The 16838-nt window shown below is 68.9% G+C and carries 17 protein-coding genes and 1 riboswitch; of the genes, 7 read left to right on the plus strand and 10 right to left on the minus strand.

Going from position 1 to position 16838, the window contains the following annotated elements; all coding sequences use genetic code 11:
• The first annotated feature begins 168 nt into the window (after window positions 1–168).
• Together J2739_RS03810 and J2739_RS03815 are read left to right on the plus strand one after the other, a co-directional pair.
• Window positions 169–504, plus strand: a complete 336-nt coding sequence (locus tag J2739_RS03810) for a hypothetical protein (RefSeq protein ID WP_309898730.1) — start codon at window positions 169–171, stop codon at window positions 502–504.
• 188 nt (window positions 505–692) lie between these two features.
• On the plus strand, window positions 693–2471 hold the full coding sequence (locus J2739_RS03815) for an alkaline phosphatase D family protein (protein WP_309898732.1): 1779 nt from the start codon (window positions 693–695) through the stop codon (window positions 2469–2471).
• 3 nt (window positions 2472–2474) lie between these two features.
• On the opposite strand, the gene amrS is transcribed toward J2739_RS03815, so the two are convergent.
• Together amrS and amrB are read right to left on the minus strand one after the other, a co-directional pair.
• Window positions 2475–3548, minus strand: a complete 1074-nt coding sequence (gene amrS, locus J2739_RS03820) for an AmmeMemoRadiSam system radical SAM enzyme (RefSeq protein WP_309898734.1) — start codon at window positions 3546–3548, stop codon at window positions 2475–2477.
• Window positions 3545–4348 carry an AmmeMemoRadiSam system protein B gene (gene amrB / locus J2739_RS03825; RefSeq protein WP_309898736.1) on the minus strand — a complete coding sequence of 268 codons (804 nt, stop codon included), beginning with the start codon at window positions 4346–4348 and terminating at the stop codon, window positions 3545–3547. Before amrB ends, amrS begins: the two co-directional genes overlap by 4 nt.
• 89 nt (window positions 4349–4437) lie before the next feature.
• Between amrB and arfB the strand changes: the two genes are divergently transcribed.
• On the plus strand, window positions 4438–4851 hold the full coding sequence (gene arfB / locus J2739_RS03830) for an alternative ribosome rescue aminoacyl-tRNA hydrolase ArfB (RefSeq protein ID WP_309898738.1): 414 nt from the start codon (window positions 4438–4440) through the stop codon (window positions 4849–4851).
• Here arfB and J2739_RS03835 read toward each other — a convergent pair.
• Together J2739_RS03835 and J2739_RS03840 are read right to left on the minus strand one after the other, a co-directional pair.
• Window positions 4820–6547 (minus strand): SulP family inorganic anion transporter, encoded by a 1728-nt coding sequence (locus tag J2739_RS03835; RefSeq protein WP_309898740.1) that lies wholly within the window; start codon window positions 6545–6547, stop codon window positions 4820–4822. The two genes, arfB and J2739_RS03835, sit on opposite strands and share 32 nt — an antisense overlap.
• Window positions 6548–6631: 84 nt before the next feature.
• Window positions 6632–7501, minus strand: coding sequence for an AraC family transcriptional regulator (locus J2739_RS03840; protein ID WP_309898742.1), 870 nt, complete (start codon window positions 7499–7501; stop codon window positions 6632–6634).
• 89 nt (window positions 7502–7590) lie between these two features.
• On the opposite strand from J2739_RS03840, the gene J2739_RS03845 reads away from it, so the two are divergent.
• The gene (locus J2739_RS03845) at window positions 7591–8835 is read left to right on the plus strand and encodes an MFS transporter (RefSeq protein ID WP_309898744.1); all 1245 of its coding nucleotides are present in this window, start codon (window positions 7591–7593) and stop codon (window positions 8833–8835) included.
• A gap of 91 nt (window positions 8836–8926) precedes the next feature.
• Window positions 8927–9685 carry a sulfite exporter TauE/SafE family protein gene (locus J2739_RS03850; RefSeq protein ID WP_309898746.1) on the plus strand — a complete coding sequence of 253 codons (759 nt, stop codon included), beginning with the start codon at window positions 8927–8929 and terminating at the stop codon, window positions 9683–9685.
• Between the two features lie 7 nt (window positions 9686–9692).
• Here J2739_RS03850 and J2739_RS03855 read toward each other — a convergent pair whose 3' ends face one another.
• Complete coding sequence (locus J2739_RS03855) at window positions 9693–10151, minus strand: hypothetical protein (protein WP_309898748.1); 459 nt, start codon at window positions 10149–10151, stop codon at window positions 9693–9695.
• A 161-nt stretch (window positions 10152–10312) separates the two neighbouring features.
• Window positions 10313–10825, minus strand: a complete 513-nt coding sequence (locus tag J2739_RS03860; RefSeq protein WP_309898750.1) for a 6,7-dimethyl-8-ribityllumazine synthase — start codon at window positions 10823–10825, stop codon at window positions 10313–10315.
• Window positions 10826–10913: 88 nt separating this feature from the next.
• A riboswitch (FMN riboswitch) is annotated at window positions 10914–11070 on the minus strand.
• A gap of 175 nt (window positions 11071–11245) precedes the next feature.
• Here J2739_RS03860 and J2739_RS03865 point away from each other — a divergent pair.
• Together J2739_RS03865 and J2739_RS03870 are read left to right on the plus strand one after the other, a co-directional pair.
• A complete protein-coding gene (locus tag J2739_RS03865; protein ID WP_309898752.1) occupies window positions 11246–11707 on the plus strand; it encodes an SRPBCC family protein in 462 nt (153 codons plus the stop codon).
• Complete coding sequence (locus J2739_RS03870; RefSeq protein WP_309898755.1) at window positions 11691–12041, plus strand: ArsR/SmtB family transcription factor; 351 nt, start codon at window positions 11691–11693, stop codon at window positions 12039–12041. Before J2739_RS03865 ends, J2739_RS03870 begins: the two co-directional genes overlap by 17 nt.
• Before the next feature lie 89 nt (window positions 12042–12130).
• Here J2739_RS03870 and J2739_RS03875 read toward each other — a convergent pair whose 3' ends face one another.
• From J2739_RS03875 to J2739_RS03890, 4 genes are read right to left on the minus strand one after another with little or no spacing between them, the layout of a single operon-like run.
• The gene (locus J2739_RS03875) at window positions 12131–13009 is read right to left on the minus strand and encodes a sugar phosphate isomerase/epimerase family protein (RefSeq protein ID WP_309898757.1); all 879 of its coding nucleotides are present in this window, start codon (window positions 13007–13009) and stop codon (window positions 12131–12133) included.
• A gap of 35 nt (window positions 13010–13044) precedes the next feature.
• Window positions 13045–14460 carry an enolase C-terminal domain-like protein gene (locus tag J2739_RS03880; RefSeq protein ID WP_309898759.1) on the minus strand — a complete coding sequence of 472 codons (1416 nt, stop codon included), beginning with the start codon at window positions 14458–14460 and terminating at the stop codon, window positions 13045–13047.
• Window positions 14453–15301 (minus strand): sugar phosphate isomerase/epimerase family protein, encoded by an 849-nt coding sequence (locus tag J2739_RS03885; RefSeq protein ID WP_309898761.1) that lies wholly within the window; start codon window positions 15299–15301, stop codon window positions 14453–14455. Before J2739_RS03885 ends, J2739_RS03880 begins: the two co-directional genes overlap by 8 nt.
• A complete protein-coding gene (locus J2739_RS03890) occupies window positions 15298–16830 on the minus strand; it encodes a tripartite tricarboxylate transporter permease (RefSeq protein ID WP_309898764.1) in 1533 nt (510 codons plus the stop codon). The genes J2739_RS03885 and J2739_RS03890 overlap by 4 nt, the downstream gene beginning before the upstream one ends.
• Between the last annotated feature and the right edge of the window lie 8 nt (window positions 16831–16838).

The following is a 16838-nucleotide window of genomic DNA, read 5'->3' on the forward strand; positions in this document are numbered from 1 at the left end:
GCGCGATCCAGCATCGCATCGAGAACCCGCTGTCCAAGCTGCTGCTCGACGGCAGCTTCGGACCGAAGGACCGGATCGTCGTCACGACCGACCCGATCCGCACCCCGGGGCAGTTCGAGTTCCGCAAGGCCGCGGAACCTCGAATCGAGGCGGTGGCCTAATCCGACGATGACGAACTTCCTCCTGCGCCTTGTTCTGTTCCTGATCGGTCTGGTCTTCGCGGCCAGCGTCGCCGTCGCGGTGGTGCTGCTGGCGCTGGTCTGGGGCGTGCGCTACGGCTGGGCACGGCTCACCGGCCAGCCGGTGCGGCCTTGGGTGATGCGCTTCGACCCGCGCCATGGCTTCGACCGCTTTCGCGCCGCTTCACATCCGGCCGCGCCGACGGCAGCCGATGTCGCGGCGGCGCGGGCACTTGGCGAACAGGCCAGGGGTCCGATGCGCCTGCGGGAGCGCGGCGACCCCGTGACGGATGTGCAGGCGCGCCCCCTCTCGCGCGGCGGGTAGCGCTCGGCTCCAGCGCGCTGCGGTCGTGTCGGAGCGCAACCGCTGTGACGCGATGTAAGCTGTTGGCCGACCTGGACGGTTGAGCTCGGCTGACAGCTCCTCCTCGAGGACCGCCCTCCAATCTCGCCACCCTCCGACGCGACGGAGAAGCCGCGCAGTGTGGCTGGCGTGTCGGGCAAGGAGCGAGCATGCGCGAAAGCCACGGCACAGAATCGTCCGCATCCCCTGCGGACCTGGAACACCCTTCCGATCTCGCGCCCGAGCCTTCGCGCCGATCTTTCATTCGAAGCGCCATCCTCTATGCCATGTTCGTCGGCAGCGGCGTCAGCGTGTCGGGCTGCGGGGGTGGAGGTGGCGGCGGGGGCGGCTTCGGTGGCGGCATTGGCGGAGATGGTGGCAGCGCAGGCGGCACACCTGGCGGCGCGACGCCCCTGTTCGCGCATGGCGTCGCCAGCGGCGATCCGCTCGCCGATCGCGTGATCCTGTGGACCCGCGTCACGGTCGCCAGCCCGGGCACCCTGAACCTGAGCTGGGAAGTCGCGAGCGATGCGAACTTCGGCGCCATCGTCGCGCGCGGCACGGCGAGCACCGGCGCAGAGCAGGACTACACCGTCAAGGTGGACGCTACCGGGTTGCAACCGGCCAGCGCCTATTACTACCGCTTCTACGTCGGCTCCGAGCCTTCGCCCACAGGACGCACGAAGACCCTGCCGACCGGCAGCGTGTCGCAAGTCCGGCTCGGCGTGGTCTCGTGCTCGAACTTTCCGGCCGGCTACTTCAACGTCTGCGCGGAGCTCGCCAAGCGCACGGACATCGACGCGGTGCTTCACGTGGGCGACTACATCTATGAATACGGCCCGCTGGGCTTTGCATCGCAGCTCGCGATCGCGATCGATCGCGAATCGCAGCCCACGCACGAGACGCTGACGCTCGACGACTATCGCCGCCGCCACGCGCAATACAAGACCGATGCCGACCTGCGGGCGCTGCACGCGAGGATGCCGATGATCGCGGTGTGGGACGACCACGATATCGCCGACAACGCCTGGTCCGGTGGCGCGGCCAACCACGACCCCGCTACCGAAGGCAGCTTCGCGGCACGGCGCGCGGCCGCCGTGCAGGCCTATCGCGAATGGCTGCCCGTGCGCATGCCCGACCCTGCCAACCCATTGAAGATCTACCGGTCCTTCGACTTCGGCAACCTGGCGTCGCTGCACATGCTCGATACGCGGCTCATCGGGCGCGACGAGCAGGTCGATCTCGACGCGTATCTGGAGGGTGCGGCCGCCGGCGCGGGGCGCCAGCTCCTGGGCGCCGAGCAATCGGATTGGCTGTCCGCGCGCATGGCCGCCTCGGGGGCGACCTGGCAGGTGCTCGGGCAGCAGGTGTTGATGGCGCGCATGGAGATTCCGTTGAGCGTTGCGAGCGCGTTCACGGTGGAGACCATCAGCGAGTTCCTGCTCGCGCAGTCGACGCCGGAATCCTTGCGCAGCGACAGCCAGCGTGCCTTGCTCGCCCAACGTCGCGTGCCCTACAACCTCGATGCATGGGACGGCTACCCCGCTGCGCGCGAGACCGTGCTGGCCGCAGCCCGCTCGATGGGGAAGAACCTCGTCTCTCTGGCCGGCGATACGCACAATTCGTGGGCCAGCAACCTGACCGATGCCGCCGGGCAGCGTGTGGGCGTCGAGTTTGCGGCGTCCTCGATCAGCTCGCCGGGGCTTGAAATTCTTCTGCCGCTGATCTCCGGTCCCCTCCTCACGGATGCATTCCCGAAGATGGTGAAAGACCTGCGCTATGCCGAGACGACCAAGCGCGGCTACCTGGTGCTCACGCTGACCCCTGCCGAAGCGCGCGCCGACTGGATCGAGGTCAGCACCGTGCTCAGCCGCACGTACACCGCGCGCGTTGCGATGAGCCTGCATGCCTTGCCGGGCGCGAACAACCTGGATGTTCTGCCGGTGTAGGGTTCAGGCGGCTGCACGCACCGGAATTCGGCGGCGGCCGAAGCCGCGCTCGAAGCTCCCGAAATGGCCTGCAATCCGCGTGCCGCAATGCGGACATTTGCCGCGCGCATCCAGCGCGCAATCCATCACGAGGTACCAGTCCCGCCGCACGAGCGCTGCGCGGCAGTGGGGGCAGAAAGTCGTGCCGCCCTCCAGGTCGTGCACGTTGCCGGTGTAGACGTGGTGCAGTCCGTTGGCGAGCGCGATGGTGCGGGCGCGCTTCAGCGTGGCGGGCGGCGTGGGAGGCACGTCCATCATCTTGTAGTCGGGGTGGAAGGCCGTGAAGTGCAGCGGCACGTCCGGCCCGAGCGCGTCGAAGATCCAGCGGGTCATCGCCTCGATCTCCGCGTCGCCGTCGTTGTGGCCGGGAATCAGCAGCGTCGTGATCTCGAACCAGCAGGAGGTCTCGTGGCGCAGGTACTGCAGCGTATCGAGCACCGGTGCCAGGTGACCGCCGGTCTGCCGGAAATAAAAGTCCTCGGTGAACCCCTTGAGGTCGACGTTGGCGGCGTCCATCCTCGCATAGAACTCGCGCCGCGGCGCGGCATGCATGTAGCCCGCTGTCACGGCGACGCTGAAGATGCCCAACGCATGGCAGGCATCGGCGGCGTCCATCGCATACTCCGCGAAGATCACCGGGTCGTTGTAGGTGAAGGCCACGCTCAGGGCGCCGCGCTCGCGCGCCAATTCGGCGATGCGCTGCGGCGAGGCTTGGTCCATCAGCCGGTCCATCTCTCGGCTCTTGGAGATGTCCCAGTTCTGGCAGAACTTGCACGCGAGGTTGCAGCCTGCCGTGCCGAAGGACAGCACGGCGGAGCCCGGGTGGAAATGATTCAGCGGCTTCTTCTCGATCGGGTCCATGCAAAAGCCCGAGCTTCGGCCGTAGGTCGCGAGCACCATCTCATCGCCGAGGCGCTGGCGAACGAAGCACATCCCGCGCTGGCCCTCGTGCAGGCGGCAGTCGCGCGGACACAGGTCGCACTGGATGCGGCCGTCGTCCAGCCGATGCCACCAGCGCGCTGGAGCGTTCGTGGTCATGATGTGTTCGCCTCGAATGCGATCGCGGCGTAGCCGACCACGCGGCGGCGGTCGCCCGCGGTATCGCCGGAGTTGCGCAGGTCGAGCAGGCGCGGCAACAGGCGGTGTGCCTGGGCGGCCTGCAGCGCGCCGTTGATCGCCGAGGCGCCGCAGGCCTCCTCGGGATCCAGCGTGCCATCGAAGGCGAGGATGCGTTCCACGGTGGCGCGATCGCGCACTTGCGCCTGCGCATGGGGCAGGTAGTGCGACAGGTCGGAGCTGATGACGATCAGCGTCTCGTCACCGCCCCACAGGCGCGCCAGGACCTGCGCGACCTCCGCGGGGCGGGCATCGCCGACAAGCAGCGGCACCGCCTCGAAGGTGTCGAGCACCGTCTGCAGGAAGGGCAGCTGCACTTCCAGCGAATGCTCGAAAGCGTGTGGCCGGTCGTCCTGCGCGACATGCGGCAGGTCCTGCAGCGCGGCCAACGCGGGCAGATCCAGCGCGACGCGGCCGAGCGGCGTGTCGAAGGCTGCGACCGTCGGCGCCGCCAGGGCGCGCACGGCCGAGCGATGCGCCGGGCCGAGCAGCACGACGCGGCGGATCCGCTCGCGCCAGGGAGCGAGCAGGGCGAAGGCATGCGCCGCGACGGCACCGGAATACACGTAGCCTGCGTGCGGAACGATCAGCAGCTTGGGTGGGCGCCCCGCCTCGGCGGTGGCACGAGCCGCAAGAAGGCATTCGCCGATCTGCCGCCGCAACGGCAATGCATTCTCCGGGTAGAAGATCCCCGCGACCGCCGCGGGACGAACGGAAGGCATGGCGTCGAACCTCCTGCAGTCAATATGGACTTGCCCCGGGCGAGCGTCAATCGGCGGGCGGCGCTCTTCCTGCCGCGTCAGAATGGCGCATGCCCGCGCCGCGCCCACTCGTTCCCATCGATTCCTCGGAGGTCGAGTTCAGCGCCATGCGTGCGCAGGGGGCCGGCGGGCAGAACGTCAACAAGGTGTCGAGCGCCGTGCACCTGCGCTACGACATCCGCGCGAGCTCGCTGCCCGAGGCGGTGAAGGAGCGCCTGCTCGCGCTGCGCGACAGCCGCATCACCCAGGAAGGCGTGCTGGTGCTGAAGGCGCAGCGCCACCGCAGCCAGGACATGAACCGTGCCGACGCACTGGCGCGGCTGCAGGAGCTGGTCGACGGCGTCGCCTTGCCGCCGCGGGTGCGCCGGCCCACCAAGCCGAGCTACGGCGCCCGGCAGCGCCGGCTCGAGGGCAAGAGCCAGCGCGCGGAGATCAAGCGTCAGCGCGGGCCGGTGCAGGGCTGAGCGCAGCCTCCACCTCGGCGGTCGTCATCCCGGGCATGCCGCCCAATGCTGCCAGCGCGTCGGCGTCGGTGCGGTAGATGAACAGCAAGGGGCCCGGCGCCAACAGCCCGGCCCGTTCGAGCACTTGCTGCGCCGGCAGCTTGAGGCCGCTCAGGTGCAGGCGCACGCCCTTCGATTCCAGCAGCCGGCGGATCGCACCGAAGACCTCGGCGCCGGTCACGTCGATGCGGTTGATCGGCTGTGCGAACAGGCAGATGTCGGTGAGCTCCGGCCGCATCGCGAGCGTGATGGTGATGGCGCGCTCCAGCGTGCTGGCAGTCGCGAAGTCGAGCTCGGCGTCCATGCGCATCGCATGCAGCTGCGGCGCGAGTTGCGGCAAGTTCCAGAGATGGCGGTCGCGCAGGCTGCCGTCCGGATGCAGCCCCACTTCGATGATGCGCGGATGCAGGTGCCGGTACATGTAATGGCTGAGGCTCATCAGCAGGCCGGCGAGCACGCCCCAGTAGATCGAGGGCGAGGTGGCGATGGTGAGAACGAAGGTCACCAGCGCCGTGACCGCCTCCACGCGCGAGATGCGCCAGAGCGAGACGAACTGGCCGGGGCGCACCAGCCCCAGCATCGCGATGACGACGATGGAGGCCAGCACCGCCTGCGGCACGTGGTAGAGCAGCGGCATCGCCCACAGCAGCGCGGCGCCGATCAGCAGCACGCAGAACACCGTGGCCCAGCCGGTCTGGGCGCCCGCGTAGAGATTGATGGCCGAGCGCGAGAAGGAGGAACTGGTGGGGAAGGCGCCCGAAAAGCCGGAGGCGATCTTGGCCAGGCCTTGCCCGATCAGGTCCTGGTTTTCATTCCAGAGCTTGCCGGCGCGCGCGTTGTCGACCTTGGCGCTCGAGGCCGTTTCGAGAAAGCTCACCAGCGTGATCATCAGGGCCGGCAGCAGCAGCGCGCCGAAGGTGCCCAGCGGCTGCGTCCCGGGCCAGTACAGCGCGGGCAGGCCCGAGGGCAGGGTGCCGACCACGGCGCCGCCGCGCAACGCGTAGCCGATGGCGGCGCTGATGGCGGCGCAGGCGCCCACCACCACCATTGCGGCCGGAAAACGCGGCAAGCGCTCCTTGGCGATCCAGAGCGCCGCCATGCTTCCGAGCCCGAAGGCGATCGCCAGGAAATCCGGTGGCGGGCCGTGCCACATCTGGCCGATGGTCCGGCCGGTGAAGCCGAAGAGCGCCGGCAACTGCGACAGGATGATCAGCACCGAAGCGGCCTGAGTGAAGCCCATCAGCACCGGCGAGTTGACCAGCCGCAGCACCCAGCCGAAGCCGCCCAGCCCGAGCAGCAGCTGGATGGCGCCGGACATGAAGCACAGCCACGCCGCCAGGGCGACCCACTCGGCGCTGCCGGGAATCGCGAGCGGGCCGAGCGAGGCCGCCACCAGCAGGCTGGACAGAGCGGTCGGCCCGACCGAGAGCCGTGTCGATGCGCTGAACAGGACGCCGATGAGCGCCGGCAGCAGCGAGGCGTAGATGCCCGTCACCAGCGGCATGCCGGCAAGCGCCGCGTAGGCGACCCCCTGCGGGATCACCATCAGGGCCACCGTGATGCCGGCCATGGCTTCGCCGGTGAGAAGGGCGCGGCTGGGGCGCGGCCAGCCGAGAAAAGGGAGCCAGCGTACGAGCTGGTCGCGGTTCAGGGCCATGCCTTCACCGCTGGGAATGGATCGGGGTGCACCCGCCGATGATACGAAAGCGCCGAAGGGTCGGGCCTCGGCGCCGCTCGCCCGCTAGCCTTTCCTCTTGTGCTGGAAAGCCGTTGGAGACTGCCCCGTCGCCGCCTTGAACATCGCGCAGAAGGCGCTGTCGGTCGCGTAGCCGCTGGCCGACGCCACCTGGCTCACGGCCATGCCGCGCGCCAGCAGCGGCAGCGCATGGGCCAGCACGGCCTGTTGCCGCCACTGCTGCCAGCTGGTGCCCAGCTGGTCGCGGAACAGGCGCGCCACGGTACGTTCGCTGGCGCCGATGGCCTCCGCGCGCTCGGCCAGCGTGGCGCGGCCGGCGGGATTGCGCAGCAGCGTCTCGCAGAGCTGGCGCAGGCGCTTGTCGGCGGGCAGCGGAACGTCGATGCGGATCTGCGTCGCGCGCTCCAGTTCGTCGACCAGCAGCGGCGCGATCCAGCGCTCGCGCTGCGCGGCATGCGGATCGGCCGGCGGCAGTCCGTCGGGCGTCGTGTCCAGCGCCAGCATCAGGGCGCGCAGCAGGGGGCTGATCTCCAGCACCTCGCACTTCTCCCACCCTGGGCCGAGCCAGCTGTGCAGGTAGACCGTGCGCAGCTCCGCGTCCTCGATCAGCGTGATGCTGTGTGCCATGTCGGCCGGGACCCAGAGGGCGCGCGAGGGCGGCACGATGTAGCTGCCGTCTTCCGTGCTCAGGCGGATGACGCCGCGGGTCGAGAAGGTGAGCTGCGGCCACGGATGGGTGTGCAGTTCGACGAAGCTGTCGGCCTTGAGGAAATGCTCCTTGGCCCGCAGCGGCCGCAGCGCGTCGGGTGCATAGAGGTGCGGCGTGAGCGGACCGACGACCTGGGTCGGGGCCGCGCCTTCCGGCTGCGCGTCGCGCCGGGTGGGCGTGACGGGTGCGAAGGTGGTGGACGGCATGATTTCGACAAATGTTGTCTCTGTATCGCCATTCTGCCGCGTGCTCCGGGAATACGATCAGTCCCTGCCCCGGCTTCTTGTTGCAATTCATGTCTTCGCCCAACGCCTCCCCCGCCTCGAACAACACCCTGCGCTCCGATGCCAAGCTGATCGGACTGGTCGGCCTGGCGCATGCCATCAGCCATTTCGCCCAGCTGGTGCTGCCGCCGCTGTTCCCCTGGCTGAAGGATGCCTTCGACGTCAGCTACACCGAGCTCGGTGCAGTGCTGACCGTGTTCTTCGTCGTCTCGTGCATGGTGCAGGCCGCCTCCGGTTTCGTCGTCGACCGGCTCGGACCGCGACCGGTGCTCTTCGTGGGGTTGGGCCTGCTGGCGCTGGCGGCGATCGGCTACGCGCTGGCGCAGAGCTACTGGATGCTGCTGGCCTGCGCCGTGGTGGCCGGCATCGGCAACGGCGTGTTCCATCCCGTGGACTACACGCTCTTCAACCGCAAGGTCGCGCCCACGCGCCTGGGCCATGCCTACAGCGTGCACGGCATCACCGGCAGCCTGGGTTGGGCATTGGCACCGGCGTTCGTAGTGCCGCTGGCCATCGCCTTCTCGTGGCGCGTGGCGCTGGCCTCGGCCGGCGCGCTGGCCCTGTTCGTTCTCGCGGTGCTGTGGCTCAACCGAGCCGTGCTGGCGCTGGACCTGAAAGCGGTTCACAAGGCCACGGGTGCGGATGCGGCGGCAGGCGGCGAGCTCGCCTTCCTCAAGATCCCGGCGGTGTGGATGTGCTTCGGATTCTTCTTCTTCTATGCCATGGCGCTGAGCGTCGTGCAGACCTTCGCGCCGGCCGCGGCCGGGCACCTTCATGCCGTGCCGGTGGCGCTGATTGCGATCTGCCTCACGACCTACATGGTCGCCAGCGCGGGGGGCATGGTGGTCGGCGGTTTCCTGGCCTCAGACCCTTCGCGCTGCGAGCGCATCGTGGGCTTCGCCTTCGGCGCGGCGGCGGTGGTGGCGCTGGTCCTGGCGCTGGCGACCTTCCCGCCCGTGCTGGTGCCGGCCCTGTTCGGCGCGATGGGCTTCGCCTCGGGCATTGCCGGGCCTTCGCGCGACCTGCTGGTCAAGCGCTCGACGCCGGCCAACGCCACCGGCCGCGTCTACGGGGTGGTCTATGCCGGGCTGGACATCGGCCAGGCGGTGGCGCCGCTGATCTTCGGCCGGCTGATGGACCATCAGCAGTACATGAGTGTGATCATCGGGCTCGCGGTGGTGCAGGCGGTGCTGATCGCCAGCGCCTTCAATGTGCGGCGCGTGCGGCGCGAAGCGCTCGTGCCTGCATCCGCCTGATGCGCCGCCGCGCCCGGCATTTCCGTTGCTCGCTCCCCTCCGAGGGGGTCCCGGCCGCCTTGGGGCTGCCGGGTGGCGTGCGGCCTACGCTTTGGATTCGTCGCTCTACCTGATCGTCGCGCTCGGCGCGATCGTGGCCGGCTTCGTGCAGGGCCTGTCGGGCTTCGCCTTCGGCCTGGTCGCGATGTCCTTCTGGGCCTGGACGGTAGAGCCCAGGCTGGCGGCGGTGCTCGCCACCTTCGGCGCGCTGACCGGCCAGGTGATCGCCGCCGTCACGGTGCGCCGCGGCTTCGACCGGGCGCTGCTGCTGCCCTTCGTATTCGGCGGCCTGGCGGGCGTGCCAATGGGCGTCTGGCTGCTGCCGCGCCTGGACGTGCCGCTCTTCAAGGCCTGCCTCGGCGGACTGCTGGTGATCTGGTGTCCGGCGATGTTGATGGCGCGCAATCTGCCGCGCGTACGCGCGGGCGGACGCACGGCCGATGGCGCGGCCGGCCTGATCGGCGGCGTCTGCGGCGGCCTGGGCGGCTTCACCGGCGCCATTCCCACGCTCTGGTGCACGCTGCGCGGCCTGGAGAAGGACGTGCAGCGTTCGGTGATCCAGAACTTCAATCTCTCGATGCTGCTGGTGACCTTCTCGGCCTACCTGGGCACCGGCCTGGTCCGTTTGCCGATGCTGCCGCTCCTGGGCATCGTCGCGCTCGCGGTGCTGGTGCCGGTCCTGCTCGGCGCGCGCCTCTACATCGGCATCAGCGAGGCGGGCTTCCGCAAGATCGTGCTGGGACTCCTGACGCTGTCGGGCATCGCGCTGCTCGCGTCGTCGGTGCCCGGGTTGCTGGCGCGGGCAGGCTAGGACCTGTTCAGTCCAGGTAGTCCAGGAAGGTCGGGATCACTTCGCGCAGGAAATCGATCTCTGCCGCCTCGATGCTGCGGGGCTCCAGATCGAAGTGAATGAAGGTCCCGTAGGGCATTCCGCCATTGCGCGTGAGCAGCTGGCCGTAGTACGACTCGACGAAGCCGGCGTAGGGGCGACGAGGGAGGCGCTGGTCCTCCGACGCATGGCGGGTCACGAACTCGCCATGCTCGATCGCGTACTGGCAGAAGCTCCTGTCGAGCGGCACCACCTTGAGCCAGGTGCGGTACTCGGCGGTGCGGTCGAAGGCGTGCGCCGCATGCATCACCTCGCCGTTCAACTTGTAGATGGCGGTGAATCGATACGGCGTTCGGTCATTGAGCAAAGCCAGTGCCGGGACGATCCCGCGGTTGGCTAGAACGCTGCGAACCGCGGCAGCAGGCGCTGGCAAGTCAATGTCGAGCATTGGGATCCTGATAAAGGGTCGCGCGAATCTTACGTAATTCTTACGCTGCTCGGGAACAGGGGTTGACCCGCAATTCGTCAGCGCAAACCCTTGGGGTGGTCCGCTCGGAGACTCGGCACTCCGTCGCCGAGGGACCACCGCGGTGGGACCCGTGTTCGGCGTCAGGCTGCGATCAGGTTTTCGACGCGCTTCAGCGCCTCGAGCGTCTTCACGCAAGCCTCGGCCACCTCGGTGCCCTTGACGGCGAAGTGGCGGTGGAAGTACTTGCGGTGCTCCACGTGCTCGTGGAAGTGATGCGGCGTGAGCACTGCCGAAAACACGGGCACGTCGGTCTCCAGCTGCACCTGCATCAGCGAGTTCACCACGGTGGAGGCGACGAACTCATGGCGATAGATGCCGCCATCCACCACCAGCGCGCAGCCGACGATGCCTGAATAGCGACCCGAACGCGCGAGCCGCTTGGCATGCAGCGGGATCTCGAAGGCGCCGGGCACGTCGAAGATGTCGATGTCGGCGCGCGGCACGCCCTGGCGCTCCATCTCTTCGAGAAAGGCGTCGCGCGCCTGGTGGACGATGTCGGAATGCCACTGCGCCTGCACGAAGGCAATGCGCTGGCCGCGCGAGACATTGGGCGCGCCGACGGCGGAGAGGGGAAGGTCGTTGATCTGACTCATGGTTTGCCTTGACGAAGGGTTGCCTGAATCAGGGCGCACGAACCCGAGGCAAGCAGGCGCATGCGAATGCGCCCGCCGGGCCAAGGGACCGCGCTCTCTTTCATCCGGACTGTGACCGTCGGCCCCGGGATCTCACCAGGTCTGCTGACCCTGCGGCGCATGGCGCGCCGCAGGCGCTCGCGGGCTCGTGCGAACAAGTCGCCATCACCGCCGGTGGGGAATTTCACCCCGCCCTGAGAACGCTTTGCCCCCGCGCTGACGCACGGCGGCCCGCCGATTCTAGGAGCGCGCCCGTGCGCGCGCTGTCGCGAGGGCGGCAGCCCTCGCCGTGCGCGGGGCTTTGGGCTGCCGATGCGATCATGCAATGAAGAGGTTGCACTTCTCGGCGCCCGGTCCTAACATGCATCCAGGAGGTTGCATATGAACGCATCCACGGACCGTATCGAGAGGAAGATCCTGCTCGAGGCCCCACGCGCGCGGGTCTGGCGCGCGCTGTCGAACGCCGAGGAATTCGGCCGCTGGTTCGGCGTGGCGCTGGAGGGCGAGACCTTCGTGGCCGGCCAGCGCGCGCAGGGGCACATCACCCATCCGGGCTACGAGCACCTCCTGTTCGACGTCATGATCGAGCGCATGGAGCCGGAGCGCCTGCTGTCCATGCGCTGGCATCCGGCGGCCATCGACCCCGCGGTCGACTACTCGAAGGAGCCAACCACGCTGGTGGTCTTCGAGCTGGCGGAGGTCGAGGGCGGCACTTTGCTGACCCTGGTCGAATCCGGCTTCGATCAGATTCCGCCCGAGCGTCGCCTGGAGGCCTTCCGCATGAACAGCGGCGGCTGGGACGAGCAGATGAAGAACATCCGAAAGCATGTCGCCGAGCCCTAGCGCGCCGTTGAAGAGGGCGGCGCTGCGCAAGTCCGCATCGATCTTCGCGGCCCTGGGCGACGAAACCCGACTGAGGCTGGTCGCCGTGCTGTGCGCTGGCGGAACGCTGTCGATCGCGCAGCTCACGGCCGGCACCGACATCACGCGCCAGGCCGTCACCAAGCACCTGCAGGTGCTGGCCGATGCTGGACTGGTGCGCGATGTGAAGATCGGACGCGAACGCTTGTGGGAGTTCGACCCGGCGAAGCTGGAAGAGGGCCGGCGCTCGCTCGAGGCGATCGCGCAGCAGTGGGATCACGCGCTCATGAAGCTCAAGCTGGCCGTCGAGGGCTGAGCACCACTTTTGCGTCGACACAGCGGCGCAGGTTCGTCGTGCATCCGATGGGCCATGCGGCGAATTGCAGCACGGCCAAGGCTCGGGCGTCAGACGACGCTGCGATGGCGCTCGATGCAGGTGGCCAGCGTCTGCTCGCCCGGCCGCTGCCACCAGTCCAGGGCGGAGAAGATCTCGACCTCGCTGAAGCCGGCGAAGCCCGCGGCCTCGACCCACCCGCGCACCTTGCGCAGTTCGACCACGCCGTCGCCCATCATGCCGCGGTCGCTCAGCAGGTCGCGCGTCGGCGTGAGCCAGTCGCACACGTGGTAGGCCAGCAGGCGCTCCCGGCCTGCGCGCGCAATCTGCTGCTGCAGCTTCGGGTCCCACCACACGTGGTAGATGTCGAGCGCGACGCCGAGCATGCCCGAGCACTGCGGGTCGAGTGCGTCGCACAAGTCCAGCGCCTGCTCGAGCGTGTTGATGCAGGCACGGTCGGCCGCCTGCATCGGATGCAGGGGCTCGATCGCGAGCGGCATGCCGGCCTCGCGCGCGTACTCCAGCGAGGCTGCGATGCCGTCGCGAACCTCGCCGCGCGCGCGGGCGATGTCCTTGTACTGGGCCCGGCCTTCGAGCGCGCCGGGAAGGCCGCCCACCACCAGCACCAGGCAGGGCGCGTCGAGCGTCTTCGCTTCGTCGATGGCGCGGCGGTTGTCCTCGAGCGCGGCCCTCAGGCCGGCAGCATCGGGCGCCGGGAAGAAGCCGCCCCGGCAGTAGCCCGAGAGGCCGATGCCATGGGCGCGCAGCTGCTTCGCGATGCGCTCGATGCCGATGGCATGGACCTGGTCGCGCCAGGGGCTGATCGCGCGGATGCCGAGTGCGGCGCACTGGTCGATGATGCGGTCGAGCGGCACTTCGGCGCCGAGCTGCTTGCGGATGGTGGCGGTGTTGAGGGAGAGCCACTCGTGGTCTTTGGAGAAATCGCGCATGGGCAAGAAAAGCGAGGAGGGAAAGACGAAAGCGCTCAGCCGGCCATCGTTGCCATGGCGTCGAAGTCCGGCATCGCCGCGCTCGCGAAGCCGGCGCAATCCAGCGAGCCCAGCCGGATGCGGCCGTCCCGGATGCGCAGGCGCACCGCGCCGTGCGAGCGCTCGTAGAGATCGCCGTGCGCTTCGAGGAAGGCCTGTTGCTCCTCGGCCGGTAGCGCGGCCATGCCATTCACGTAGTGATGGCCGTTGCGCTCCACATGGGTGATGCCCAGCAGGTTGACGAGTGCCAGGTCCTGCTGCACGGAAAGGCCGGCCTGCGTGGTCAGGTCCTCGGCCGACATGAAGTAGCGCGTCTGCGTCTGCCCGGCATTCCAGGCAGCGCATCGCGCGGCGTTGAGCAGCGACTTGTAGAAGCCCTTGCAGGTCTTCGAGGAGATGCCGGCGTAGCCGCGCGCGCGCGCCAGTACGAAAGAGTCGAGCTCCCCGTCGGACTCGTCGACGATCACCGGCTTGCCGATGTTCGCGGCGCGCAGGTCCACGTCCAATGCCAACCTGCGCGCGATCGGCTGTTCGACAAAGAGGATGGCGTCATACAGGCGCACCAGCGCGGGCGCCTCCCGCAGCCTCGCCATCAGCTCGGCAACGCCCGTGGCGTCCGCGTACTGCTCGTTGCCGTCGAGCGAGACGAAGTAGGGCGTGTCCGCGCGGTCCAGCACGGCCGCGATCGCGTGCAGGCGCGCCAGGTCCGCCGCGATGTCACCCCCGACCTTGAGCTTGAAATAGCGATGGCCGTAGACCCGCACCACCTCTTCCAGCGTTTCGGGCAGGCCGTCGGCCACCGGATCCTTCAGATCGGCAGCGGTGATGGCGTCCACCAGGCCCACCGTGTGCCGCGCCTCGATGTGGGGCGCAGGCTGGAGGCGGGCCAGGAAAGCGTCCATGTCGATGCCCGCGAACGACGGCTGCGTCGCCCCGATGCCGGCCGCATTGCCCCGGATCGCCGCGTAGAAGGACATCTGCAGCGCCCGGCACAGCGCGTCGAGCACCGCCCGGTCGATCAGCGCCGGGCCATAACTCGCCAGCAGCGGATTGAAGCCCAGCCGTGCAGCTTCCAGCCGGTGCGCATCGTGGTGACGCGCGAAATGGCCGAAGGCGCTGGCGGCCGTGGCATCGCCCAGATAGGCGTCGCGCGCCAGGGCGCACACGCGGCGGAGCTGATCGAAGTTGTCCTCGTTGCTGAGCGCGAGGTTCTTGTCGAACCACTTGGGCGCCATCAGCTCGGCCGCCGCGCCCCAGGCGCTGCGGCCGTCGCCGAGCTCGATGCGTACGCGCGCGAAGGCTTGCGGGCACTCGGTCAGCGTCACCACGCCGAAGCGGAAGGGCAGGCGCAGGACGACCGGGCGCTCGAACAGGGCTATTTCGTGGATCGCGAAGCGCGGGGCCTCAGCCATGGCTTGCAGCCTCTTCGAGACCCCGCAGGTAGCCGATGGCGCGCGCCGCAGACCCCATGCCGTCGGGGCAATAGTCGAAGGGCTCGACCGAAACGATGCCGTGGTAGTGCCCCGCCGCCTGCATGTCGCGCAGTGCCCCAAGGATGGGTGCGAAGCGCATCGCGCCCTGGCCGGGGCCGCGGCGGTTCGGGTCGTTGAGCTGCACGTGGGCGATCTGCCCGGTGGGCATCCAGCGGCGCATCAGCGCCGGCACGTCCTCGCGTTCCATTTGCCCCGCCGCGCTGCAGTCGATCATGGTCCTGAAGGCCGGCGAGCCGATGGCCTGCACCAGCTCGACCGCTTCGGCCACCGTGTTGATGAGGTCGGTCTCGGCGGTGGACAGCGGCTCGATGCAATAGACGACGCCGCATTGCTGCGCAGCGCGCGCCGCGGCGGCCAGGCATTCGCGCGCGCGCTCCAGCGCGGCGGCGCGGGTCTCGCCTGCGGGCACCGAGCGCTGCTTCGGCGAGCCATGCACCAGGTAGCGCCCCCCCATCAGCGCACAGAGCTCGACCAGGCGCTGCATCACCGACACGCTGCGCTGGCGCAGGGCCGCGTCGGCGCTCACGATCGAGAGGCCGGCCGGTGCCACCAGCAGCCAGTGCAGTCCGCTGATCTCGAGGCCGTGGTCGAGTGCCATGCGGCCGAATTCGCGCGCCTGCACATCGCCGATGGCCATGGGGTCGGCGGCCAGCGTGAAAGGCGCGACCTCCAACCCGTCATAGCCCAGCGCGGAAGCCAAGCGGCATTGCTCGGCGAAGGGCAGTTCCTTCAGCACCTCGTTGCAGAGCGCGATCTTCATGGCCCGGCCCTGCGGCGGAACACGAGGCGCTTGGCCTCGCCCCAGGCCCGGCGGATGCGGACGTTCACCGCCGGGATGTACATCAGCATCGTCAGGATGGTGACCGCGGCCAGCGCCGCGCAGATCGGGCGCGTGAAGAAGGGCGCGATGCTGCCGTCGGACAGCACCAGCCCACGGCGCAGGCTCTTGTCCAGCAGTTCGCCCAGCACCAGGCCCAGCACGAAGGGCGCCATCTCGTAGCCGCGGCGGCGCAGGAAGAAGGCGCCGATGCCGATCGCCAGCATGCAGTAGACGTCGAACAGCCGCGAGGCGATCGCGAAGGCGCCCACCGTGCACAGCACGAAGATCACCGGCATGAGCACCGTGCGCCGCACCCGCAGCACGTGGAGCAGCGGACGCACCAGGAACAGGCCGAAGATCAGGATGCTGATGGTAGCCAGCGTGGTCATCGCCACCACGTCATAGACGAACTGCGGCGTCTTGATCATCAGCATGGGGCCGGGCTGGATGCCGTGGATGATCATCGCCGCCATCAGCACGGCAGCAGGCGCCGAGCCCGGAATGCCGAGCGCCAGCGCCGGGATGATGCCGCCGGGAATGGCCGACATGTCGCCGGTCTCGGCGGCCATCAGCCCGTCGATGGAGCCCTTGCCGAACTGCTCGCGCTCGGGACTCACCGTCTTCGCGGCGGCGTAGGACATCCATGCGCCCGAGTCCTCGCCGATGCCGGGCAGGATGCCGGTCACGACGCCGATCACGCCCGAGCGGAGCACGGTGCGCCAGTACTGGAACACCTCGCGGAAGCGTGGCAGTACCGAGTCTTTCATTTCCACGATCTTGCGTTCGATCGGATCGGCCAGCGAGGTCAGCACCTCGGCGAAGCCGAAGGCGCCGATCAGCGCCGGGATCAGCGCGATGCCGCCCGAGAGCTCGTCCCAGCCGAAGGTGAAGCGGTCGTAGGCATAGAGGCCCTCTTGCCCGATCTGCGCCACCAGCAGGCCCAGGCAGCCCATGAGCCAACCCTTGATCGGGTCTTCGCCCACGATGCTGCCCGACATGGCGACGCCGAAGAGCGCGAGCCAGAAGAACTCGAAGGCGCCGAAGGACAGCGCGATCTCGGCCAGTGCCGGCGTGAACATCGCCAGGCACAGCACGCCGAACAGCGTGCCGGTGAAGGCGCCCGAGGTGGCGATGCCGATGGCGCGGCCGGCCTCGCCCTTGCGCGCCAGCGCGTAGCCGTCGGCACACGAAGCCGCATTGGCCGCGGTGCCCGGGATGTTGAGCAGGATCGCGCTGCGGCTGCCGCCATAGAGCGTGCCGACGTAGGCGCAGATCAGGATCAGGATGGCGTCGTTGGGCGCCATCTTGATGGTGAGCGTGGTCAGCAGCGCGATGCACAGCGTGGCGGACAGCCCCGGCATGCAGCCCACCAGGATGCCCAGCAGCGCGCCGCCGAGCCCGTAGACGATGGACCAGAAGTTCAGGAAGCTGAGGTAGGAGTGCCCCAGCATCTGAAGACCTTCGAGCATGGCTCCTC

The sequence above is a fragment of the Variovorax soli genome, assembly GCF_031454625.1.
Lineage (GTDB): Bacteria > Pseudomonadota > Gammaproteobacteria > Burkholderiales > Burkholderiaceae_C > Variovorax > Variovorax soli_A.

Excerpts from the sequence above, each read along its gene's own strand:
- arfB (WP_309898738.1), top strand. The coding sequence starts at position 4,438 with ATGCCCGCGCCGCGCCCACTCGTTCCCATCGATTCCTCGGAGGTCGAG.
- J2739_RS03845 (WP_309898744.1), top strand. The coding sequence starts at position 7,591 with ATGTCTTCGCCCAACGCCTCCCCCGCCTCGAACAACACCCTGCGCTCC.
- J2739_RS03885 (WP_309898761.1), bottom strand. The coding sequence starts at position 15,301 with ATGAAGATCGCGCTCTGCAACGAGGTGCTGAAGGAACTGCCCTTCGCC.
- J2739_RS03855 (WP_309898748.1), bottom strand. The coding sequence starts at position 10,151 with ATGCTCGACATTGACTTGCCAGCGCCTGCTGCCGCGGTTCGCAGCGTT.
- amrS (WP_309898734.1), bottom strand. The coding sequence starts at position 3,548 with ATGACCACGAACGCTCCAGCGCGCTGGTGGCATCGGCTGGACGACGGC.
- J2739_RS03865 (WP_309898752.1), top strand. The coding sequence starts at position 11,246 with ATGAACGCATCCACGGACCGTATCGAGAGGAAGATCCTGCTCGAGGCC.
- J2739_RS03835 (WP_309898740.1), bottom strand. The coding sequence starts at position 6,547 with ATGGCCCTGAACCGCGACCAGCTCGTACGCTGGCTCCCTTTTCTCGGC.
- J2739_RS03875 (WP_309898757.1), bottom strand. The coding sequence starts at position 13,009 with ATGCGCGATTTCTCCAAAGACCACGAGTGGCTCTCCCTCAACACCGCC.
- amrB (WP_309898736.1), bottom strand. The coding sequence starts at position 4,348 with ATGCCTTCCGTTCGTCCCGCGGCGGTCGCGGGGATCTTCTACCCGGAG.
- J2739_RS03815 (WP_309898732.1), top strand. The coding sequence starts at position 693 with ATGCGCGAAAGCCACGGCACAGAATCGTCCGCATCCCCTGCGGACCTG.
- J2739_RS03860 (WP_309898750.1), bottom strand. The coding sequence starts at position 10,825 with ATGAGTCAGATCAACGACCTTCCCCTCTCCGCCGTCGGCGCGCCCAAT.
- J2739_RS03890 (WP_309898764.1), bottom strand. The coding sequence starts at position 16,830 with ATGCTCGAAGGTCTTCAGATGCTGGGGCACTCCTACCTCAGCTTCCTG.
- J2739_RS03870 (WP_309898755.1), top strand. The coding sequence starts at position 11,691 with ATGTCGCCGAGCCCTAGCGCGCCGTTGAAGAGGGCGGCGCTGCGCAAG.
- J2739_RS03840 (WP_309898742.1), bottom strand. The coding sequence starts at position 7,501 with ATGCCGTCCACCACCTTCGCACCCGTCACGCCCACCCGGCGCGACGCG.
- J2739_RS03810 (WP_309898730.1), top strand. The coding sequence starts at position 169 with ATGACGAACTTCCTCCTGCGCCTTGTTCTGTTCCTGATCGGTCTGGTC.
- J2739_RS03880 (WP_309898759.1), bottom strand. The coding sequence starts at position 14,460 with ATGGCTGAGGCCCCGCGCTTCGCGATCCACGAAATAGCCCTGTTCGAG.